The following is a 17,344-nucleotide window of genomic DNA, read 5'->3' on the forward strand; positions in this document are numbered from 1 at the left end:
AACAAGTACCATATATCTGCATGGAATGGTCTTTCATTTTAAAACCGAGTTCTTCTGTTATGAAATGTTGACGTTTTTCTATCTCTTCATCGACAAATTCTGTTATTTTACCGCACTCTGTACAGATTAAATGATCATGATGCTCTTTTGCACCAAGCTCATATTTTTTTCCCTGTGCTCCAAAAGAGAGGGATGTTACGACCCCTGATTCTTCAAGAAGGGCCAACGTTCTATAGACTGTTGCTATTCCAGTTTTTAGGTCTAGATGCTTATCTTGAAGGAGATGATGTAGTGCCTCAGGAGTAAGATGTGCATCTGAGTTGTATAGTGTCTCAAGGATAACTTCTCTTTGAACTGTGAACTTCAGATTATTCTTTTTGAGAAGTTCTTTAAAACTTTCTAAAAGTTGTTCATACTCTACAGTTCTATCTTTAAAGTTTGTTGTTACATTTGACATAGTTTACTACTCAACCTGTTCTTTGACTGTTTCTTTGACTGTTTCTTTTACTTTCTCTGTTACTTTCTCTGTTACGGCATCTTTTATTGCATCAACATGTTCTATTATAATTTCTTGTGTAACGTCCTCTGTTGTTGTTTTTATCTCTTCTTCAATTTTATCGATAGTACTATTAATATCATCACTAATTAGGACAGGATCCATTTTCATAATAAATGCACCAGCTTCTACCATTACTGGGAATAAGAAACTAGTTTGCATGAAAGATTCCATACTTGATTTAACTGACTGAACATTAAACGCGGCATGAGCTATAACTGAAGCGATAAGAAAAAATTTACTTGCTCCAAAAATAAAGCCAAGGATTCTATCAAAAATACCAAGACCACTTAATGAACTAAGTTTTTTAAAAATAGCTCCAAGAATAACCATTAAAATCCAGAACCCTGAGAGTGTTGTGATAAAGCCTAAAAAGTTGACAGCTGAAGGTGAGGCAAAGTTAAATATGAGAGTATTTAAATACTCTCCAACGCTTTCTCCAACGCGAGAGGCTATAAAAATACCACCAATAATTCCAATAAGACCAAAGACCTCTTTAAAAAATCCATTGAGAATACCTTTTAATCCAAGTAGTAAAATTATGCTTGCTGCAATAATGTCAAAATAGTTAATTTCCATAAGTAAGTTCCGTTTTCATTTGATTTTCACCATTTTGTTTAGAACGGTATAGCACTTTGTTAGCTCTTTTCACTTCGTCTGTCATATGCTCTTGAATTTCAGCAAAACGTTCACTTGTGTCTTCATATTTATTTCTAAAAGCTACTTTAACATCTGCTAATGTAGAAATTTCATCATCTTTTTTCATGTCTATCCCGTTTTTATATATTTGCTAATTATACAATTATAAGCATAAATAAAACTTTTGTATTCTTTTTTTGAGCTAAACACTAATCTCTAAACATTATTTTATGTATATTAAGGTAAAATCGCAAAAACAATTATTACATAAGGCATTCATATGAGCACTTGGAGTCCATCAAGTTGGAGAGAAAAACCAATTTTACAACAACCAACTTATCCAGATAAGGCAAATTTAGACAGAGTATTAGCAGAACTCAAAAACTATCCACCACTTGTTTTTGCAGGCGAAGCTCGTTCACTTAAAAATCAGTTAGCAAATGTTGCCAACGGTAATGCTTTTTTACTTCAAGGTGGAGATTGTGCTGAGAGTTTTAGTGAATTTCATGCTGATAATATTCGTGATTCTTTTAAGGCTTTAATGCAGATGGCTGTTGTTATGACTTACTCAGGTGGCGTGCCCGTAGTTAAAGTAGGTCGTATGGCTGGTCAGTTTGCTAAACCACGTTCTAGTGATACTGAAACATTTGATGGTATTGAGTTAGCTTCATATCGAGGAGATATCATTAATGGTTCTGAGTTTACAGCGAAAGCTCGTATCCCAGATCCTGAACGTATGATAAAAGCTTATAACCAAGCATCAGCGACACAAAACTTACTCCGTGCATTTGCATCTGGAGGTTTAGCAGACTTACACCAAGTACATAAGTGGACTCTAGACTTTGCACATCAAGGTGAAGTAAGCAAGAAGTATGAAAAACTTGCAGAAGACATAGAGCGTTCTTTAACTTTTATGGAAGCATGTGGAGTTAACTCAAAAACACATAGAACACTTAGAGAGACAGACTTTTTTACATCTCATGAGGCACTTTTACTTCCATATGAAGAAGCATTTACAAGAGAAGACTCTATAACAGGTGATTGGTATGATACATCAGCACATATGTTATGGATAGGTGATAGAACACGTCAACTTGATGGTGCACATGTTGAGTACCTAAGTGGTGTTAAAAATCCTATTGGGGTTAAAGCTGGACCCACAATGGATCCTGATGACTTAGTAAGACTAGCAAATAAGTTAAATCCAGAGAATGAAGCTGGAAGACTAAATGTTATTGTGCGTATGGGTGCTGGAAAAGTTGGTGATGGTCTTCCTGCACTTATAAAAGCAGTTGAGAGAGAAGGACTTAAGGTAGTATGGTCTTGTGATCCAATGCATGGAAATACAATTAAATCTTCTACAAATTATAAAACTCGTCCAGTAGATTCCATTCTTACTGAGATGAAAGAGTTCTTCGCTGTTCATAAAGCTGAGGGTACTTTTGGTGGTGGTGTTCACTTAGAGATGACAGGTAAAAATGTTACTGAGTGTATCGGTGGTAGTTTTACAGTAACTGAAGAAGATTTATCTTCTCGTTACCATACTCATTGTGATCCACGTCTAAATGCAGACCAAGCTTTAGAATTAGCATTTCTTATTGCAGATAGTTTAAAAGATGCACAAAATTAGTAAAAGAAATAGAGTTTAGAAAAACTCTATTACACAATTTAGCATCTTAAGAATTGATAGCTTCTTCTTTCTCTTGTATAAGTAGAAGTGCTTCTACTTTAACTTCATACTGTTCTTCTAAGTCAGCGAGTTCTTTTGCTACAGTAGCTATTCCTATCTCTTCATAGCACTTTGGCTGAGCAAGGCATTCATTCTTTTCATCTATAAGTAATTCAAGAGCATCTATCTCTTTTGGAAGTGTGTCAAGTGCTATTTTTTCTTTAAATGTGAGTTTGATTATTTTTGTTTTTTCTTTTATCTCGGTGATTACTTTTGTCTCTTTTTTGAACTCTGCTTCCATGTGTGAGAGTTGTTTAACTTCTTTTTCAAGTTCTAAGTACTCACTATACTGTTGATGTGATTCCTCTATTGTTTTATCTTCTTTAAATATAAAGAGTTTTTTAGCAATTTTATCTACGAAGTATCTATCGTGAGAGACTATTATTACAGCTCCGGTAAAGTTTGTAAGTTGTTCTTCTAAAATGTTGATAGTAGGAATGTCTAAATCATTAGTAGGCTCATCAAGTATGAGTATATCTACATCTTTGGTAAATAAAAGAGCTAAAGCAACACGGTTTTTTTCACCACCACTCAGTACACCAACTTTTTTCTCTAAAAAATCTCTTGGAAAGAGGAAATTTTTAAGGTAACCATAAACATGTAGGTCACTTCCTCTCACACTTACTCTGTCCCCACCATTGGGACAGAATGTTTCTATAAGGTTTTTATCATCATCAAGCATTTCACGGTGTTGATCAAAGTAGCCTATTTTAAACTCACCGCGTTTAATAACGCCGTGAGTAGGTTCCACCCGTCCTAAAAGAGCTCTTAGCAGTGTTGATTTTCCACTTCCATTTGGCCCTACTATGGCGATAACATCTTTTTGAAGAATTCTTGTTGTAAAGTCTCTCAAGAGTTCTTTGTCCCCAAGCTGCAAGCCCAAGTCATTAACTTCAAAAAGCATTTTCTGCTTGTTAATACTTTTTTCTCCATTAAAACTTTTTGCTTCACGTTGGAGTTCAACTGACATTTTTCTAATTTTTGCAGGATTAGTTTGAGCATCCTCTCGAAGATTCATAAGTCGTTCTTTTCTTCCCTCATTTCGTTTAAGCCGAGCTCTAACACCACGAGCGAACCATTCATTTTCGCGTTTTAAAACGCCAAGTAGATTATCATGTTGCTTTTGAAGTGTTCGAATATACTCAGCTTTTTGTACTAGATAGTTGGAGTAACCACCAGTGTATTCTTTTAATGCACAGTCATCAACTTCTATAGACTTCGTTGCAATGCTATCTATAAAATATCTATCGTGAGAAATAAAAACAAGAGTGAATTTTTCTTTTAAAATTAATTCTTCAAGAAATTCCACCATATATACATCAAGGTGATTGGTAGGTTCATCAAGAAGTAGAATATCAGGCTTTTGTAAAAGTAAAGAGGCGAGGGCTACACGGCGTTGCTCTCCTCCACTAAGAAGTGTTATGGGTTTGTCTTCATAGCGCTTAAGGTCAAAACTCTGAATGATTCGTTCTATCTTATCATCTAAGTTCCAAGCATTATGGTGTTCTATGTAACGAGAAAGGTTTTCATGCTCATCTAAAAGTAGTTGATTTTGGAAATCCTCTCCAAGTAAGATTGAGAGTTCATTGTATCTTTCTTTGGCTGCGTTTAACTCATTGAGCCCATGTTCTACCGCTTGGCGAACGTTATGCCCTTCAACAAAATTTGGACGCTGTTCAAGCATCTTTATTTCAAGATTGTTCTTAGTGATTCGGTTACCGCTATCTTGTGCTAGCGAGCCATGGACTATCTTCATAAGAGTAGATTTACCACTTCCATTTTTACCGATTATAACAATTCTTGCACCCTCATCGACATGAAAATTTACTTCTGTGAGTATCGTTTGTGCAGAGTAGTGTTTAGAGACGTTTTGTAGGTCTATTAGTGCCAATTATTAATCCTTGATTTCTATGCATAACTCTCTGGCTGTGTACCAGTCTGCTATGTCTTTGTCATTATATTTATATTCTTGTTGAGATTTAGGTATTACACTATTTCTTAATTTTGCTCGAATAATTCCAACTATTATATAGCTTAGTAGCATGGATGCAATGGCAATGAAATAATCATATATATATAGAGTTACTAGCCCTACGATGTATGTAGTGAACTGTAAAAATAGTTTCAATAAAAAAGAGATGATTTTACATTTTTTAGTAGAGAGTGTTGGTGTTTTTTCAATAGAGTTTATATAATCATCATTCATAGTGTTATTATAGCTAAATAGGTTAAATATAGGTATTGACTAAGGTTTGTTTATAGCTATAGTTAGGATTAACAAATCTTTGTTATAATTCCTAAAATATAATAAATGCAAGGAAATATAAAAATGGCAAAACATCAGTTTCAAACGGAAGCAAATCAAATTTTACAGTTGATGATTCACTCACTTTATTCAAATAAAGAGATATTCGTTCGTGAGTTAGTATCAAATGCATCAGATGCACTTGATAAATTAAACATGTTAGTTTTAACGGATGAAAAGTATAAAGATGTGTTGTTTAACCCTCGTATTGACATAGTTGCCAATAAAAAAGCAAAAACTTTAATACTTAAAGACTCTGGTGTTGGTATGGACGAAGAAGATTTAATGAATAATCTTGGTACGATTGCGAAATCAGGAACTAAAGCTTTCTTAGAAAACCTAAGTGGTGATCAAAAAGAAGATTCTAACCTAATTGGTCAATTTGGTGTTGGTTTTTATGCTTGTTTTATGGTTGCAAACAGAGTTGAAGTGACAACTAAAAAAGCTGGTGAAGACCAAGCATTTTTGTGGACAAGCAAAGGCGATGGCGAGTTTGACATTGAAAATACAACTCAAGATGGTCACGGTACAACTATAGTAATGTACCTTAATGATGATGAAGATGAGTTTTTAGAAACTCATAGAATTGATTCTATTATTAAAAAATACTCTAACCACATTCCATTTCCAATATTTATGGATAAAGAAAAGCATATTTCTGCAGTTATGGATGATGAAGGTAAAGAAGAAATTGAACCATCTCGTACAGATATAGAAAACGAACAAATTAACCGTGCTAATGCACTTTGGACAATGGCTAAAAAAGATGTTACTGATGATGAGTATAAAGACTTTTATAGCTCGATAGCACATTCATCTGAAGAGCCATTAACTTGGATGCATAACAAGGCTGAGGGTGCAGTTGAATATACTACTCTTTTTTACATCCCTTCTAAAGCTCCTATGGATATGTACAGAGTTGACTACCAAACTGGTATCAAGCTTTATATTAACCGTGTTTTCATTACTGATGATGAGAAAGAGTTAATGCCAACATATCTGCGTTTCCTTCGTGGTGTGATTGATTCTAAAGATTTACCTCTTAATGTTTCTCGTGAGATTTTACAATCAAACGCAGTAATGACAAAGATACAAAAGTCATCTGTAAAAAAAGTACTTTCAGAACTTGGAAAAATGTCTAAAAAAGATTCTGCTAAATATGAAGAATTTTACAAAGAATTTGGAAATGTTTTAAAAGAGGGTCTTTATAGCGATTTTGATAACCGTGAGAAAATTTTAGAGCTAATGAAGTTTAATACTATGAATTCTGATGAAACAGTAATGATAGAAGATTTTGTTAAAAATATAGACGACGAGAAAAAAGAAATTTACTATATTACTGGTAAAAGTTCATTAGGGATGCTAAAGGCTTCTCCTGCATTAGAAAGATTTAAAACTAAGGGAATCAATGTTTTAGTACTTAATGAAGAAGTTGATACTATTATTTTCCCAATGGTGACTGATTATAAAGAGTATAAGCTAGTTCCTGTTGCTGATGCAAAGTTTGAAGAGAGTGAAGACGAGAAAGCACACGAAGAAGAAGTTGCAAAAACTTATGAAGGTCTTGCAAAAGCATTTAAAGACACTTTAGGGGATGCTGTTAAATCAGTTGAAACTACTTCTGATCTTACAGACTCTCCAGTCGCTATTAAAGTAGATAAAGAAGATCCTTCTTATATGATGGCTCAGATGATGAAACAAATGGGTCAAGGTGGTGATACTCCAGAACCAGCACCTATTTTCATGATTAATCCTAACCATGAACTTATAAAGAAACTTAACGATTCATCGGATGTTAACCTTGTTAGTGATGCTGCATTTATTTTACTTGAACAAGCAAAACTTTTTGATGGTCAAGAATTAAGTGACACAAAAGATTTTATTACAAGATTAAATAGAGTGATTTCAAAGGCTATATAGCTTTACAATAAGTGTTTTCCTCGCACTTATTTCCCTCATACATCTTAATTTTGCTCATATTCAGATAAATAATGTTATCTTATGTTTATGGATTTAGATAAAAAAATCGAAAGACAAAATAACAAAAATATTGAGCTTCGTGATTTTGTTAAGAATGCTAATAAAGTATACAAATCATTTTTTAAAACAGAATATAATTATTCAAATAATGAAGCTCTTGAAGAACTTGGACTTGATGAAGAGCTGATGGATCAGCTTCTTGAAGATTATATTAGTCAAATAATTAAAGCAATTGTGCAGTTTGAACATATGATTTATAAACTTCAAAATGCAAAAGATGCTAAAAAAGAACTTGACTATACAGAGTTAAGAGACTTAGCTCATAAAAACCTAGGTGTCGCTCGAAACTTACGCATTAAAGATGCAGTGATACTCCTGGATGATTTAATGAATAAAGATGAGTTAGAATATCTTTTTCTTTGTATAGAAGTTCTTCAAGCATCGGCCGTACGTATAAACCCTAAATGTGCATTTAATACTATAAAATTAATAGAAGTAAAAAGTTCTTTTTAGTTTTACTTTTTATTAAAAGAATGAGAGATGATTTGTAGTTTTCCTTTTGCTTTAGGCACAAAGGCAGCTTGTCTCTCTTTAGTGGGTAAAGCAAATGCTAAAATTATAAATATAAATGAAAATACAACTCCAGCTAACACAGTTAAAATAAGTTTTAATTTAAAATCATTCAAAAATTTCCCTACTTCTCATTATGTGTCATGTAGACCCAAAATTCTTTATGTGTATGACCTTTATTTAAGAAATAGATTTGCAAAATTGAAACACGATAAAGAGTGATAAACATTTTTGCAAAGGGTACAAGTAGGCTCAGCTTTACAAGGATAGGTTGCTCTTTATCCCCTTTTGAGCGGACCATTTCATTTAAGCCAATATTATTTGATAAGTAGATTCCAAACATCATAGAAAATACAAAGTTTAGGATAAGACCAAAAATGATATATGCTATAAAATCTTGTTCAAACATACCTATAATCATAGCTATAAAATTCCTTATGTAATATTTAATTCAATTGGCAGTTTAGCAAAAAATACTTTTGTTATTCATAACTTTGTATCTTTCTGCTCGTAAAAAAAGTTCCAAATGGAATAAGTACAGCTAAGAAAAATATTATATTCTCACTAAATTTCCATTTTGTTTTTTGCCATGATGTAAGAAGTAGAAGACAAAAAGTAACAAATAAAACACCATGAAGTATACCAAATATTTTAACGGCAACAGGAAAGTCCATGTAATATTTTAAAGGCATACCAATAAAAAGAAGTGCTAAGTAAGAATAGCCTTCCATAGTATTTATAAGACCGAGCTTTTTTACACTGTTTTTAATCATTTTTTCTCTTATATATCAGATTTATTTTGCCCGAAGTATATAACTAAAAAGTAACAATTTAGTTAATAATAGAAAGTATATAAAGCATAAAAACATAATTTAAACATCTTTATACTATACTAACCCAACAAATTTTGAACAAAGGTAATTTTATGGAAGCTAACCTTATATTAGAGGGATTTAAATTTATGGGCCTAGGAATGGGTACAGTATTTATATTCTTAATTATAATGATCATAAGCATGAGTTTTATGTCATCTTTTATTAATAAATTTTTTCCAGAAGCACATGTTAGTGCAGCTGCACCAGTTAAAAAAAATAACAATAAGATAATTGCTGCCGTCATCGGTGCAATTACTCAACATAAGCAGGGATAAGGATAATAATGGCTAAGAAATTTATAGATGTAATGGATACAACTTTTAGAGATGGATTCCAGTCAGTTTATGGTGGTCGCGTACTAATGAATGACTTTTTTCCAGCCGTAGAAGCTGCAAAAATGGCAGGAATAAATCACTTTGAGTTTGGTGGTGGTGCAAGATTTCAATCTCTTTATTTTTATTTAAGAGAAGATGCTTTTGAAATGATGGATAAATTTCGTGATATTGTAGGACCAGATGCAAATCTTCAAACTTTATCACGAGGTGTAAATACAGTTATGTTAGACACTGGTTCTAAAGAACTTATCGACCTACATGCAAAACTGTTCAAAAAACATGGAACTACGACAATTCGTAACTTCGATGCACTTAATGATGTTGAGAATCTTAAATACTCAGGTGAAAGAATATCTCATCATGGTCTTAAGCATGAAGTTGTTGTAACTATGATGGATTTACCACCAGGGTGCCATGGTGCACATGATGTTGAGTTTTATGAAAAAACTCTTCGTGGTATTCTAGATGCTGGAATTCCTTATGATAGTATCTGTTTTAAAGATGCATCTGGTACTTCAAACCCTCAAAAAGTTTTTGAAACTATTAAAATGGCTAGAGGTTTAGTTCCTGAAGGTACTCATTTACGCCTACATACTCATGAAACTGCTGGTGTTTCTGTTGCTGCTTATATGGCTGCATTAGAAGCTGGTATTGATGGTATAGATATGGCTGCTGCTCCTGTTAGTGGTGGAACATCTCAACCAGATATCTTAACTATGCTTCATGCCACTAAAGGTATGGACTTTGATTTAGGTGGACTTGAAATAGGTAAAATACTTACTTATGAAAAAGAGTTACAAAACTGTCTTTCTGATTACTTTATGCCACCAGAAGCGACTATGGTCTCTCCTGTGATTCCATTCTCTCCTATGCCTGGTGGAGCACTTACTGCAAACTCTCAAATGATGCGTGATAATGGTATTATGGATAGATTTCCTGAAGTAATTGCTGCAATGCAAGAAGTAGTTGAAAAAGGTGGTTATGGTACATCTGTAACACCAGTTTCTCAGTTCTACTTCCAGCAAGCACTTAACAATGTAATGCAAGGTCCTTGGAATGCAATAGCACCAGGATATGGAAAAATGGTGCTTGGTTACTTCGGTAAAACGCCAGTTGCTCCAGATCCAGAAATTGTAAAAATTGCTTCAGAAAAGTTGGGTTTAGAGCCAACTACTGAAAATGCAATTGATTTAGCAGATGCTGATCCAACTAAGTCTCTTCAGCATGCTATAGATGAACTTAAAGCAGCAGGTATTGAGATTACAGAAGAAAATATTTTCATTGCTGCCGCATGTCAAGAAAAAGGTATCGCATTTCTACAAGGAAAGGGCGAGTTAAACGTACGTAAAATATCAGAAATGAAAAAAGATTGTGGAGATGATTCAATGGGTAACGGTAATTATACAGTAGTAGTAGACGGTCAAAAATTTAGTGTTCAAGTTGCTGAGGGTGATGCAAACATTCAAGTAACAGCAGTTAATGGAGAGAGTGTAAGTGCAAATACTTCAGCTCCAATTCCATCTTTAAATGCTGATGAGTTAGAGATTAAAGCTCTTCTTCCAGGTAGTGTTTGGAAAATCATTCTTAATCCAGGTGATATGGTGAATGATGGTGATGTTATCATGATTCTAGAGTCTATGAAAATGGAGATTGATGTTGTAGCTACTAGAACTGGTAAACTTAACTCAATCAATGTTGCTACAAATGATAAAGTTGTAGAAGGTCAAGTAGTAGCAGTGATAGGTTAATAGAATGAAATTATTTATTTTAAAACTACTTGCATTATTTATGTTTTTCTCTTTTACAAATGTACTTGCTAATGACAATGGTTCTGCCAATGTATCATTAGAAACACATAAAGAAGAGAATTATAAAGTAAAACCATTCTCAGAAATGATAACTGGTTTTTTAGCATCTACGGGTGTAAACGCGATACTTCATCCTGATCCAGATGAGCTAAGCTCTGATGGTAAGCCTATGAGTAACTTCCATAAGTCTTGGGGTCGTGTTCTTATGATTCTTCTTACTTTCTTTCTTTTTTGGTTAGCAATTAAGAAAGGGTTTGAGCCTCTTTTACTTTTACCTATTGCCTTCGGTGGGCTTCTAGCTAATATTCCAGTTGCTGGAATCGCTGGAGACCATGGATTCTTAGGTGTTATTTATGGAATGGGACTCTCTAACGAGATGTTTCCAATTATTATCTTTATGGGTGTTGGAGCTATGACTGACTTCGGTCCACTTCTATCAAACCCTAAGACAGCACTTCTTGGTGGAGCTGCTCAGTTTGGTATTTTTGGAACACTTGTAGGTGCAGTTGCACTTTCACAGTTTGGATTTGTTGACTTTACTCTTCAGCAAGCTTCAGCTATTTCTATTATTGGTGGAGCAGATGGTCCAACATCTATCTTTATCGCAACAAAACTTGCTCCAGAACTTTTAGGTGCTATTGCAGTTGCTTCTTATTCATATATGGCGATGGTTCCAATTATTCAACCTCCTATTATGAAAGCATTAACAAGTGATACAGAGCGTCGTATTAAAATGACTACACTCCGTCATGTTTCACGTTTAGAAAAGTTAGTGTTTCCTGTTATGGTTTTAACTCTTGCTATTATGGTTTTACCTGAATCTACACCACTTATTGGTGCATTTATGTTTGGTAACTTCTTAAAAGAGTCAGGTGTTGTTGAGCGTCTTAACGATACTCTTCAAAACTCACTTATAAATACAGTAACTATTTTCTTAGGTCTTGGTGTTGGTTCTAAACTAGCAGCTGACCAGTTCTTAGTTCCTGATACTATGTTTATTATGGCACTTGGTATTGTTGCATTTTCAGTTGGTACAGCTTCGGGTGTTATTATGGCTAAGATTATGAATCTTTTCCCAGGAAACAAGATAAACCCACTTATTGGTTCAGCTGGAGTATCAGCAGTTCCTATGGCAGCTCGTGTATCAAATAAAGTCGGTATGGAGTACGACCGTACAAATATGCTTTTAATGCATGCAATGGGTCCGAATGTTGCAGGTGTTATAGGTTCAGCTGTTGCAGCTGGAGTTTTAATCTCTTTATTCCAGTAATCTGGTATAAAGTTCAAGTAGCAATGCATTTTGTGCATTGCTACACTCGTCGTGTACAATAGTACACTTCCTCACTATGAAATACCCAAACTACATCACTCTTTAAACTTTTTTACTTCTGTCTTGCTCTTTTTATAATTGTTTATATTATGACTTTTGATTAGTTTGACTTGATTGTTTGGGAAAAGAATTTACTCCCATGAATATCATGAGAGTTAAAGTAGGGTAGTCTATCGGTGTTTAATCTAGTCCATTACCGAAGCAATTAATTTAATAATATTATGGCTTTTTGTCTTATCTATAAATCCACGAGCACCTAAAGATTCAGCTTCGCGTTTGTTATTTTGTCCTGTCATTGATGAATTAACAATAATGGGAATATCTTTTGCATAAGGGTTCTCTTTGAGTGTTCTAATAACAGTAAATCCGGACATTTCAGGCATCTCAATATCTGTAACAATTACAGGAACTTGAAGAGCATCTTCTCCCAGCTCACTTATATAGTCAACAAGTTTTTTACCATTATCAAATATTTTCATTTTAATATTAGCGTTTCTAAAAATTTGAATCATATGTCTTTGTGCTGTTTTTGAGTCCTCTGCAACAAGAACTATTCCATATTTGAGTTTGTCAGGTATTAGAAAATGCTCTAAACTTGCAGTATCTGCTGAAACATCTACCATTGCTTGAGGAATAACTTCAGCAAGAAATTTTTCATAATCTAGGATAAGGCATAAGGTGCCATCTTCAAGTCTTGTATCATTCATAACAACACCATCTTCTTTTAGTCTATAGCTATCAGGAGCATGCATTTCGTTCCAGTTCTTTTTTATAACTCTAAATGCTGACATAATTCTAAGACCAATAGTTATACCATTAAAGTCACATATGAGTATGTTAGTTTTTTCTAAACTTTTTTTAGAAAGTTTATTTCCAAGCCAAGAAGGAAGGTCTAAAATAGGAATTTGCACTCCACGAAGAATAATTGTGCCTTCGAGTAGCGTATGAGAAGCAGGAATCTGTGTTATAAAGTGGTTTTTTACTTCAACAACTTCTTTCGTTTTAAATACATTGATAGCATAAAAAGCAGAATCATTTTTATGGTTTACTCTAAAAACGAGAAGTTGCAGTTCATTATTTTTTGCTAGATTTGTAGCAGCATCGACATTATCTAAGATGGACATTAAAAAACCTTTAATTATATATTATGTCATAATACCAAAAAGATAATGAAATACCCTTGAATATTAATAATGTAATGTTAAAATAAGAGTATTTAATTGAGAAAGGATTTTTGTAATTATGTTTATTTTTAAATTTTTTATTTATATGTTTTTAGTTTCATTGTCATTGCATGCTAATGTTTATTATTCTAAGGTTGAACCTTTTGAAGTAAGAAATATATCGGCGAATGTAGAAGGCTTAGTTAGATTTATTGATGAAAGTATGCTTGGAAAGAAACTTACCACTAAGACTTATATAGAGATTGACTCAGAGCTTGATGAAAATGAGTTAAAGTATACAAAAGAAAAGTTGCTTTACTCGGAACAAAATTTAGAGTCAAATAAAAAAATAGTTCTAAACTTAGAAGAATCTTTAGCGAAAAAAAGAGATAACTATGAAAAAATAAAACTCTTAAAAATAAAGTCAAAACTTGAAAAAGATAGAGAGTTTTATGACTTGATAAATAGTGAAAATAGTTACTTAAACACAAAAAAAGAGATAAACACAATACAAATGCAGATCTCTGACTTAAAATTGAGAAAATCACAACTTCAAAGAAGTATTAAAGATAAAAACTTACAAGGTGAAGGTCTAACCCTCTACTCCTTGGATGTAAAAGTAGGACAGGTTGTTACTAGATCGGCGAAACTCGCTACATTAGTTGATACATCTAAAGCATTGCTAACAATATACCTTGATAAAGAGAATGTAGAATTTTCTAAAAATAGCATCATTTATATAGATGATTTAAAGACTACATACACACTTTCAAGAATTTTAAATTTAGCAGATAGTGTAAATATTTCTAAATATAAGGCTCAAATAATTATTAAAGCACCAAAAATCTTCTCTCAACTCGTAAAAATAGAGTTTAAAGGTGACTAGTAAGCATAAATCCTGTTCTTTTGAATTCTAAACATTGATGTATATAAGTTTTTATAGTTTAATAACTCTTTAATTTTTTTTTAATATAATAGTTTATATTATAAAAAAGGCTTGATAGAATGAAGGGAATGATATTTACAGAATTATTTGAACTTATTGAAGAGAAGTTTGGTTTTGAATTACTTGATGATGTTATTATGGAGTCGAAACTTGAAAATGATGGTACTTATGCAGCAACAGGAAATTACCAATTTTCAGAACTTCTAAAAGTTGTTGTTTCATTAAGTAATAAGTCCGGTGTATCTATTCCCGACTTACTTGAAGTTTTTGGTGAACATCTTTTCTCAAAACTAGTTAAATCTTTTCCTCATTTAGTAGAAAAACAGAGTCTTTTACATTTTATTCCAGAAGTTGAAAATTATATTCATGTTGAAGTTAAAAAGTTATACCCTGATGTAGAACTTCCTAAGTTTGAAATCGTAAAAAATGAAGAAAAAACTGTTCAGTTTTACTATATATCTAGCAAAAAACTTCATCATCTTGCAAAAGGCCTTTTACAAGGTGCAGCAACATATTTTAATGAAAATGCAGATATTACGATGGATGCAAGTGATGATACAAGAGTCCTCTTTACAATAAAGATAGCATAAAGAGATAATAATGAATGATGAGCAGTTTAAGCGAATTTTATTTCGGGAAAGAAATTCGAGAAAAGAATCAGAAGAACTTCTTGAAGTAAAAAGTTTAGAACTATGGGAGTTAAACCAAAGCCTTGAACTAAAAGTAAAAGAAAGAACCGAAGAACTAGAAAAGACTCTTGTAGATTTAAAAGCTTCTTCTCAAGCAAAAAGTGACTTTCTCTCAAATATGTCTCATGAAATACGTACACCAATAAATGCCATACTTGGATTTTTAGAAGTGATGAGTAATAGTATCTATGAGAAAGAGCATTTTGATAGATACTTAGCAATTATGAGCTCAAGTGGGAAAAACTTACTTCAAATTATCAATGATATTTTAGATATCTCTAAAATCCAAAGTGGAAAGTTTACTATATCTATAATTTCAGTGGACATGAAGACAAAGCTTGAACATCTTATTTCTCTCTTTGGGAATAATGCAGCAGAGGAAAATATAACTCTTGAAGTGAAATTTAGTGATGACTTTCCTTCGTTTCTATTAGTTGATGATACTCGCGTTTTACAAATAGTTTCAAATTTTATTTCTAATGCTATTAAGTTTACTGAGCAGAATGGTAAAGTTAATGTAAAAGTAGATTATTCTATAGATACAAATAATTTACTGATAGAAGTTGTTGATAATGGAATTGGTATAGAAGAATCTGCTCAAGAGAGTATATTTAAAGCTTTTGAACAAGAAGATTCAGGAACAACAAGAAACTATGGAGGAACTGGACTAGGACTTTTTATTTCAGTAGCACTAATTTCACTCATGAATGGAAAAATAATATTTAGAAGTAAAAAAGGCGAGGGAAGTTGTTTTGGATTTAATATACCAGTAAGAACTTCTCATGAAGCTGAGAATCAAGGTGAACAGAGTATAAAACCAAAAGAAGAGTATCAAAAAAGAATGCTTATTGTTGAGGATAATAAAACAAATATCATGTTACTAGAGATAATACTCGAAGATATTAATGTAGAGTATGATGTTGTTTTTAATGGTGTAGAAGCAATTAATGCTGTTATAGAAGGAGACTATGGACTTGTTCTAATGGATAATCAAATGCCGATTATGGGTGGAACAGAAGCCACTAAAAATATACGAGAATTTAATAAAGAGATAGCAATAGTGGCACTGTCTGCAAATGTAATGCAAGATGAGCAAGCAGAGTTTATTCAATCGGGTATGAATAGTACCCTTGCAAAACCAATAGATGTAGATAAGCTTATTCAGGTTTTAAATGAGTACTTATAAAAAGAAATAACCTGATTTTAGATATAATTAACTAAAATTAAACAGGTATATTATGAATACACAAGAGTTAGATAAAAAATATATTCTCCAGACTTATGGACGTGTTGATGTTGAGTTTGTAACTGCTTCAAACGCGACACTTACAGATACAAATGGCAAAAAATATATTGACTTCACTTCAGGTATAGGTGTTGTTAGTGTTGGTCATGCAAATGCTAGAGTAAACGCAGCACTTACTAAACAACTCTCCAATATTACACATATTTCTAATCTTTACTATATGGCAGCTCAATCAAACGCAGCTCAAAAAGTAGTAGAAGCTAGTGGTTATGACATGGCATGTTTCTTCGGTAACAGTGGTGCTGAAGCAAATGAAGGCGCAATAAAAATAGCCAGAAAGCATGGTGAACGCGATGGTGAGATTAAACGTTACAAAATTATAACACTGAAGCATTCTTTTCATGGTCGTACTATAACAACTGTTAAAGCAACAGGACAGGAATCAATGCATAACTACTTTGGACCTTTTCCAGATGGTTTTGTTTATGCTGATGATATGGATGCCATTGAGGCACTTTTAGATGATCATACAGCAGCTGTTATGATAGAGCTTATTCAAGGTGAAGGTGGTGTTGAACCACAGGATAAAGCAAAGGTTCAAGCCCTAGCAAAGCTTCTTAAAGAAAAGCATATTCCACTTATAATTGATGAAGTGCAAACTGGTGCTTACCGTACAGGTGAGTTTACAGCAAGTCAAGTGTATGGCATTGAACCAGAGATTATTACTCTTGCAAAAGGTGTTGGTGGTGGTGTTCCAGTTGGAATAGTTATGACAACTCTCAAACATGTACTAAGTGCAGGTGACCATGGTTCTACTTTTGGAGGAAATTATCTAAGTGCAACTGCTGTTTGTGAGGTTGTAGATATACTAAATGAGCTTAAAGAGAATGGAGCATTAGAAAATACTTCTAAGTACTTTAACACAAAACTAGAAACATTCTTTGATGCAAATCAAGATGTGTTTACTCAAAAAGTAGGTATCGGAATGATGTGTGGTCTACGTACTGTAGATAGTGATACCTTAGCAAAGATCATAAATAATTCACGAGAAAATGGAGTTATGCTTTTAAGAGCTGGACGTAACACACTGCGTTTCTTACCACCACTTACGATAACTAAAGAGGAAATTGATGCAGGTTTTAAAGCCCTTAACACTGTTATGTCTGCTATATA

General features: G+C 33.1%; 19 protein-coding genes. 10 read left to right on the top strand and 9 right to left on the bottom strand.

Translation table 11 applies throughout. The features are described from left to right. From HOG88_RS09290 to HOG88_RS09300, 3 genes are all read right to left on the bottom strand, one after another. Positions 1-457: Fur family transcriptional regulator (locus HOG88_RS09290; protein ID WP_295005480.1), on the bottom strand; the 457-nt coding region annotated here is incomplete at its 3' end. A 6-nt stretch (positions 458-463) separates the two neighbouring features. Then, entirely contained in the window at positions 464-1,135 is a 672-nt protein-coding gene (locus HOG88_RS09295; protein WP_295005482.1) for a CvpA family protein, read from the bottom strand. Beyond that, positions 1,125-1,322 carry a hypothetical protein gene (locus tag HOG88_RS09300; protein WP_295005484.1) on the bottom strand — a complete coding sequence of 66 codons (198 nt, stop codon included), beginning with the start codon at positions 1,320-1,322 and terminating at the stop codon, positions 1,125-1,127. The genes HOG88_RS09295 and HOG88_RS09300 overlap by 11 nt, the downstream gene beginning before the upstream one ends. Before the next feature lie 153 nt (positions 1,323-1,475). On the opposite strand from HOG88_RS09300, the gene HOG88_RS09305 reads away from it, so the two are divergent. Next, entirely contained in the window at positions 1,476-2,825 is a 1,350-nt protein-coding gene (locus tag HOG88_RS09305; protein ID WP_295005486.1) for a class II 3-deoxy-7-phosphoheptulonate synthase, read from the top strand. A 46-nt stretch (positions 2,826-2,871) separates the two neighbouring features. Here the strand turns inward: HOG88_RS09305 and HOG88_RS09310 are convergent, their stop codons facing one another. Then, on the bottom strand, positions 2,872-4,815 hold the full coding sequence (locus HOG88_RS09310) for an ABC-F family ATP-binding cassette domain-containing protein (RefSeq protein WP_295005488.1): 1,944 nt from the start codon (positions 4,813-4,815) through the stop codon (positions 2,872-2,874). A gap of 3 nt (positions 4,816-4,818) precedes the next feature. Then, positions 4,819-5,130 (bottom strand): hypothetical protein, encoded by a 312-nt coding sequence (locus HOG88_RS09315; protein ID WP_295005490.1) that lies wholly within the window; start codon positions 5,128-5,130, stop codon positions 4,819-4,821. Between the two features lie 123 nt (positions 5,131-5,253). On the opposite strand from HOG88_RS09315, the gene htpG reads away from it, so the two are divergent. Both htpG and HOG88_RS09325 read left to right on the top strand, forming a co-directional pair. Continuing rightward, entirely contained in the window at positions 5,254-7,149 is a 1,896-nt protein-coding gene (gene htpG / locus HOG88_RS09320; RefSeq protein WP_295005492.1) for a molecular chaperone HtpG, read from the top strand. A gap of 87 nt (positions 7,150-7,236) precedes the next feature. Next, positions 7,237-7,722 carry a hypothetical protein gene (locus tag HOG88_RS09325; RefSeq protein ID WP_295005494.1) on the top strand — a complete coding sequence of 162 codons (486 nt, stop codon included), beginning with the start codon at positions 7,237-7,239 and terminating at the stop codon, positions 7,720-7,722. 2 nt (positions 7,723-7,724) lie between these two features. Here HOG88_RS09325 and HOG88_RS09330 read toward each other — a convergent pair whose 3' ends face one another. The 3 genes from HOG88_RS09330 to HOG88_RS09340 form a co-directional block, all read right to left on the bottom strand. Continuing rightward, a complete protein-coding gene (locus HOG88_RS09330) occupies positions 7,725-7,895 on the bottom strand; it encodes a hypothetical protein (RefSeq protein ID WP_295005496.1) in 171 nt (56 codons plus the stop codon). Positions 7,896-7,903: 8 nt separating this feature from the next. After that, complete coding sequence (locus tag HOG88_RS09335) at positions 7,904-8,200, bottom strand: hypothetical protein (protein ID WP_295005498.1); 297 nt, start codon at positions 8,198-8,200, stop codon at positions 7,904-7,906. Positions 8,201-8,261: 61 nt separating this feature from the next. Beyond that, positions 8,262-8,552 (bottom strand): DUF3817 domain-containing protein, encoded by a 291-nt coding sequence (locus HOG88_RS09340; RefSeq protein WP_295005500.1) that lies wholly within the window; start codon positions 8,550-8,552, stop codon positions 8,262-8,264. A 152-nt stretch (positions 8,553-8,704) separates the two neighbouring features. Between HOG88_RS09340 and HOG88_RS09345 the strand changes: the two genes are divergently transcribed. Genes HOG88_RS09345 through HOG88_RS09355 form a run of 3 tightly spaced genes read left to right on the top strand, consistent with a single transcriptional unit; the run spans position 8,705 to position 12,067 of the window. Further along, positions 8,705-8,929, top strand: a complete 225-nt coding sequence (locus tag HOG88_RS09345; RefSeq protein WP_295005502.1) for an OadG family protein — start codon at positions 8,705-8,707, stop codon at positions 8,927-8,929. An 8-nt stretch (positions 8,930-8,937) separates the two neighbouring features. After that, positions 8,938-10,737 (top strand): biotin/lipoyl-containing protein, encoded by a 1,800-nt coding sequence (locus HOG88_RS09350; RefSeq protein ID WP_295005504.1) that lies wholly within the window; start codon positions 8,938-8,940, stop codon positions 10,735-10,737. Between the two features lie 4 nt (positions 10,738-10,741). Next, positions 10,742-12,067 (top strand): sodium ion-translocating decarboxylase subunit beta, encoded by a 1,326-nt coding sequence (locus HOG88_RS09355; protein WP_295005506.1) that lies wholly within the window; start codon positions 10,742-10,744, stop codon positions 12,065-12,067. Between the two features lie 245 nt (positions 12,068-12,312). On the opposite strand, the gene HOG88_RS09360 is transcribed toward HOG88_RS09355, so the two are convergent. Continuing rightward, complete coding sequence (locus HOG88_RS09360; protein WP_295005508.1) at positions 12,313-13,251, bottom strand: chemotaxis protein; 939 nt, start codon at positions 13,249-13,251, stop codon at positions 12,313-12,315. Between the two features lie 118 nt (positions 13,252-13,369). Here HOG88_RS09360 and HOG88_RS09365 point away from each other — a divergent pair, with 118 nt between their 5' ends. From HOG88_RS09365 to HOG88_RS09380, 4 genes are all read left to right on the top strand, one after another. Then, positions 13,370-14,176 carry an HlyD family secretion protein gene (locus tag HOG88_RS09365; protein ID WP_295005510.1) on the top strand — a complete coding sequence of 269 codons (807 nt, stop codon included), beginning with the start codon at positions 13,370-13,372 and terminating at the stop codon, positions 14,174-14,176. 119 nt (positions 14,177-14,295) lie between these two features. Beyond that, positions 14,296-14,826, top strand: coding sequence for a heme NO-binding domain-containing protein (locus HOG88_RS09370; protein ID WP_295005511.1), 531 nt, complete (start codon positions 14,296-14,298; stop codon positions 14,824-14,826). A 10-nt stretch (positions 14,827-14,836) separates the two neighbouring features. Beyond that, a complete protein-coding gene (locus HOG88_RS09375; RefSeq protein WP_295005513.1) occupies positions 14,837-16,111 on the top strand; it encodes an ATP-binding protein in 1,275 nt (424 codons plus the stop codon). 52 nt (positions 16,112-16,163) lie between these two features. Beyond that, positions 16,164-17,344: aminotransferase class III-fold pyridoxal phosphate-dependent enzyme (locus HOG88_RS09380; protein ID WP_295005515.1), on the top strand; the 1,181-nt coding region annotated here is incomplete at its 3' end.

Origin of the sequence: Sulfurimonas sp. (genome assembly GCF_018698455.1) — a bacterium.
GTDB lineage: Bacteria > Campylobacterota > Campylobacteria > Campylobacterales > Sulfurimonadaceae > Sulfurimonas.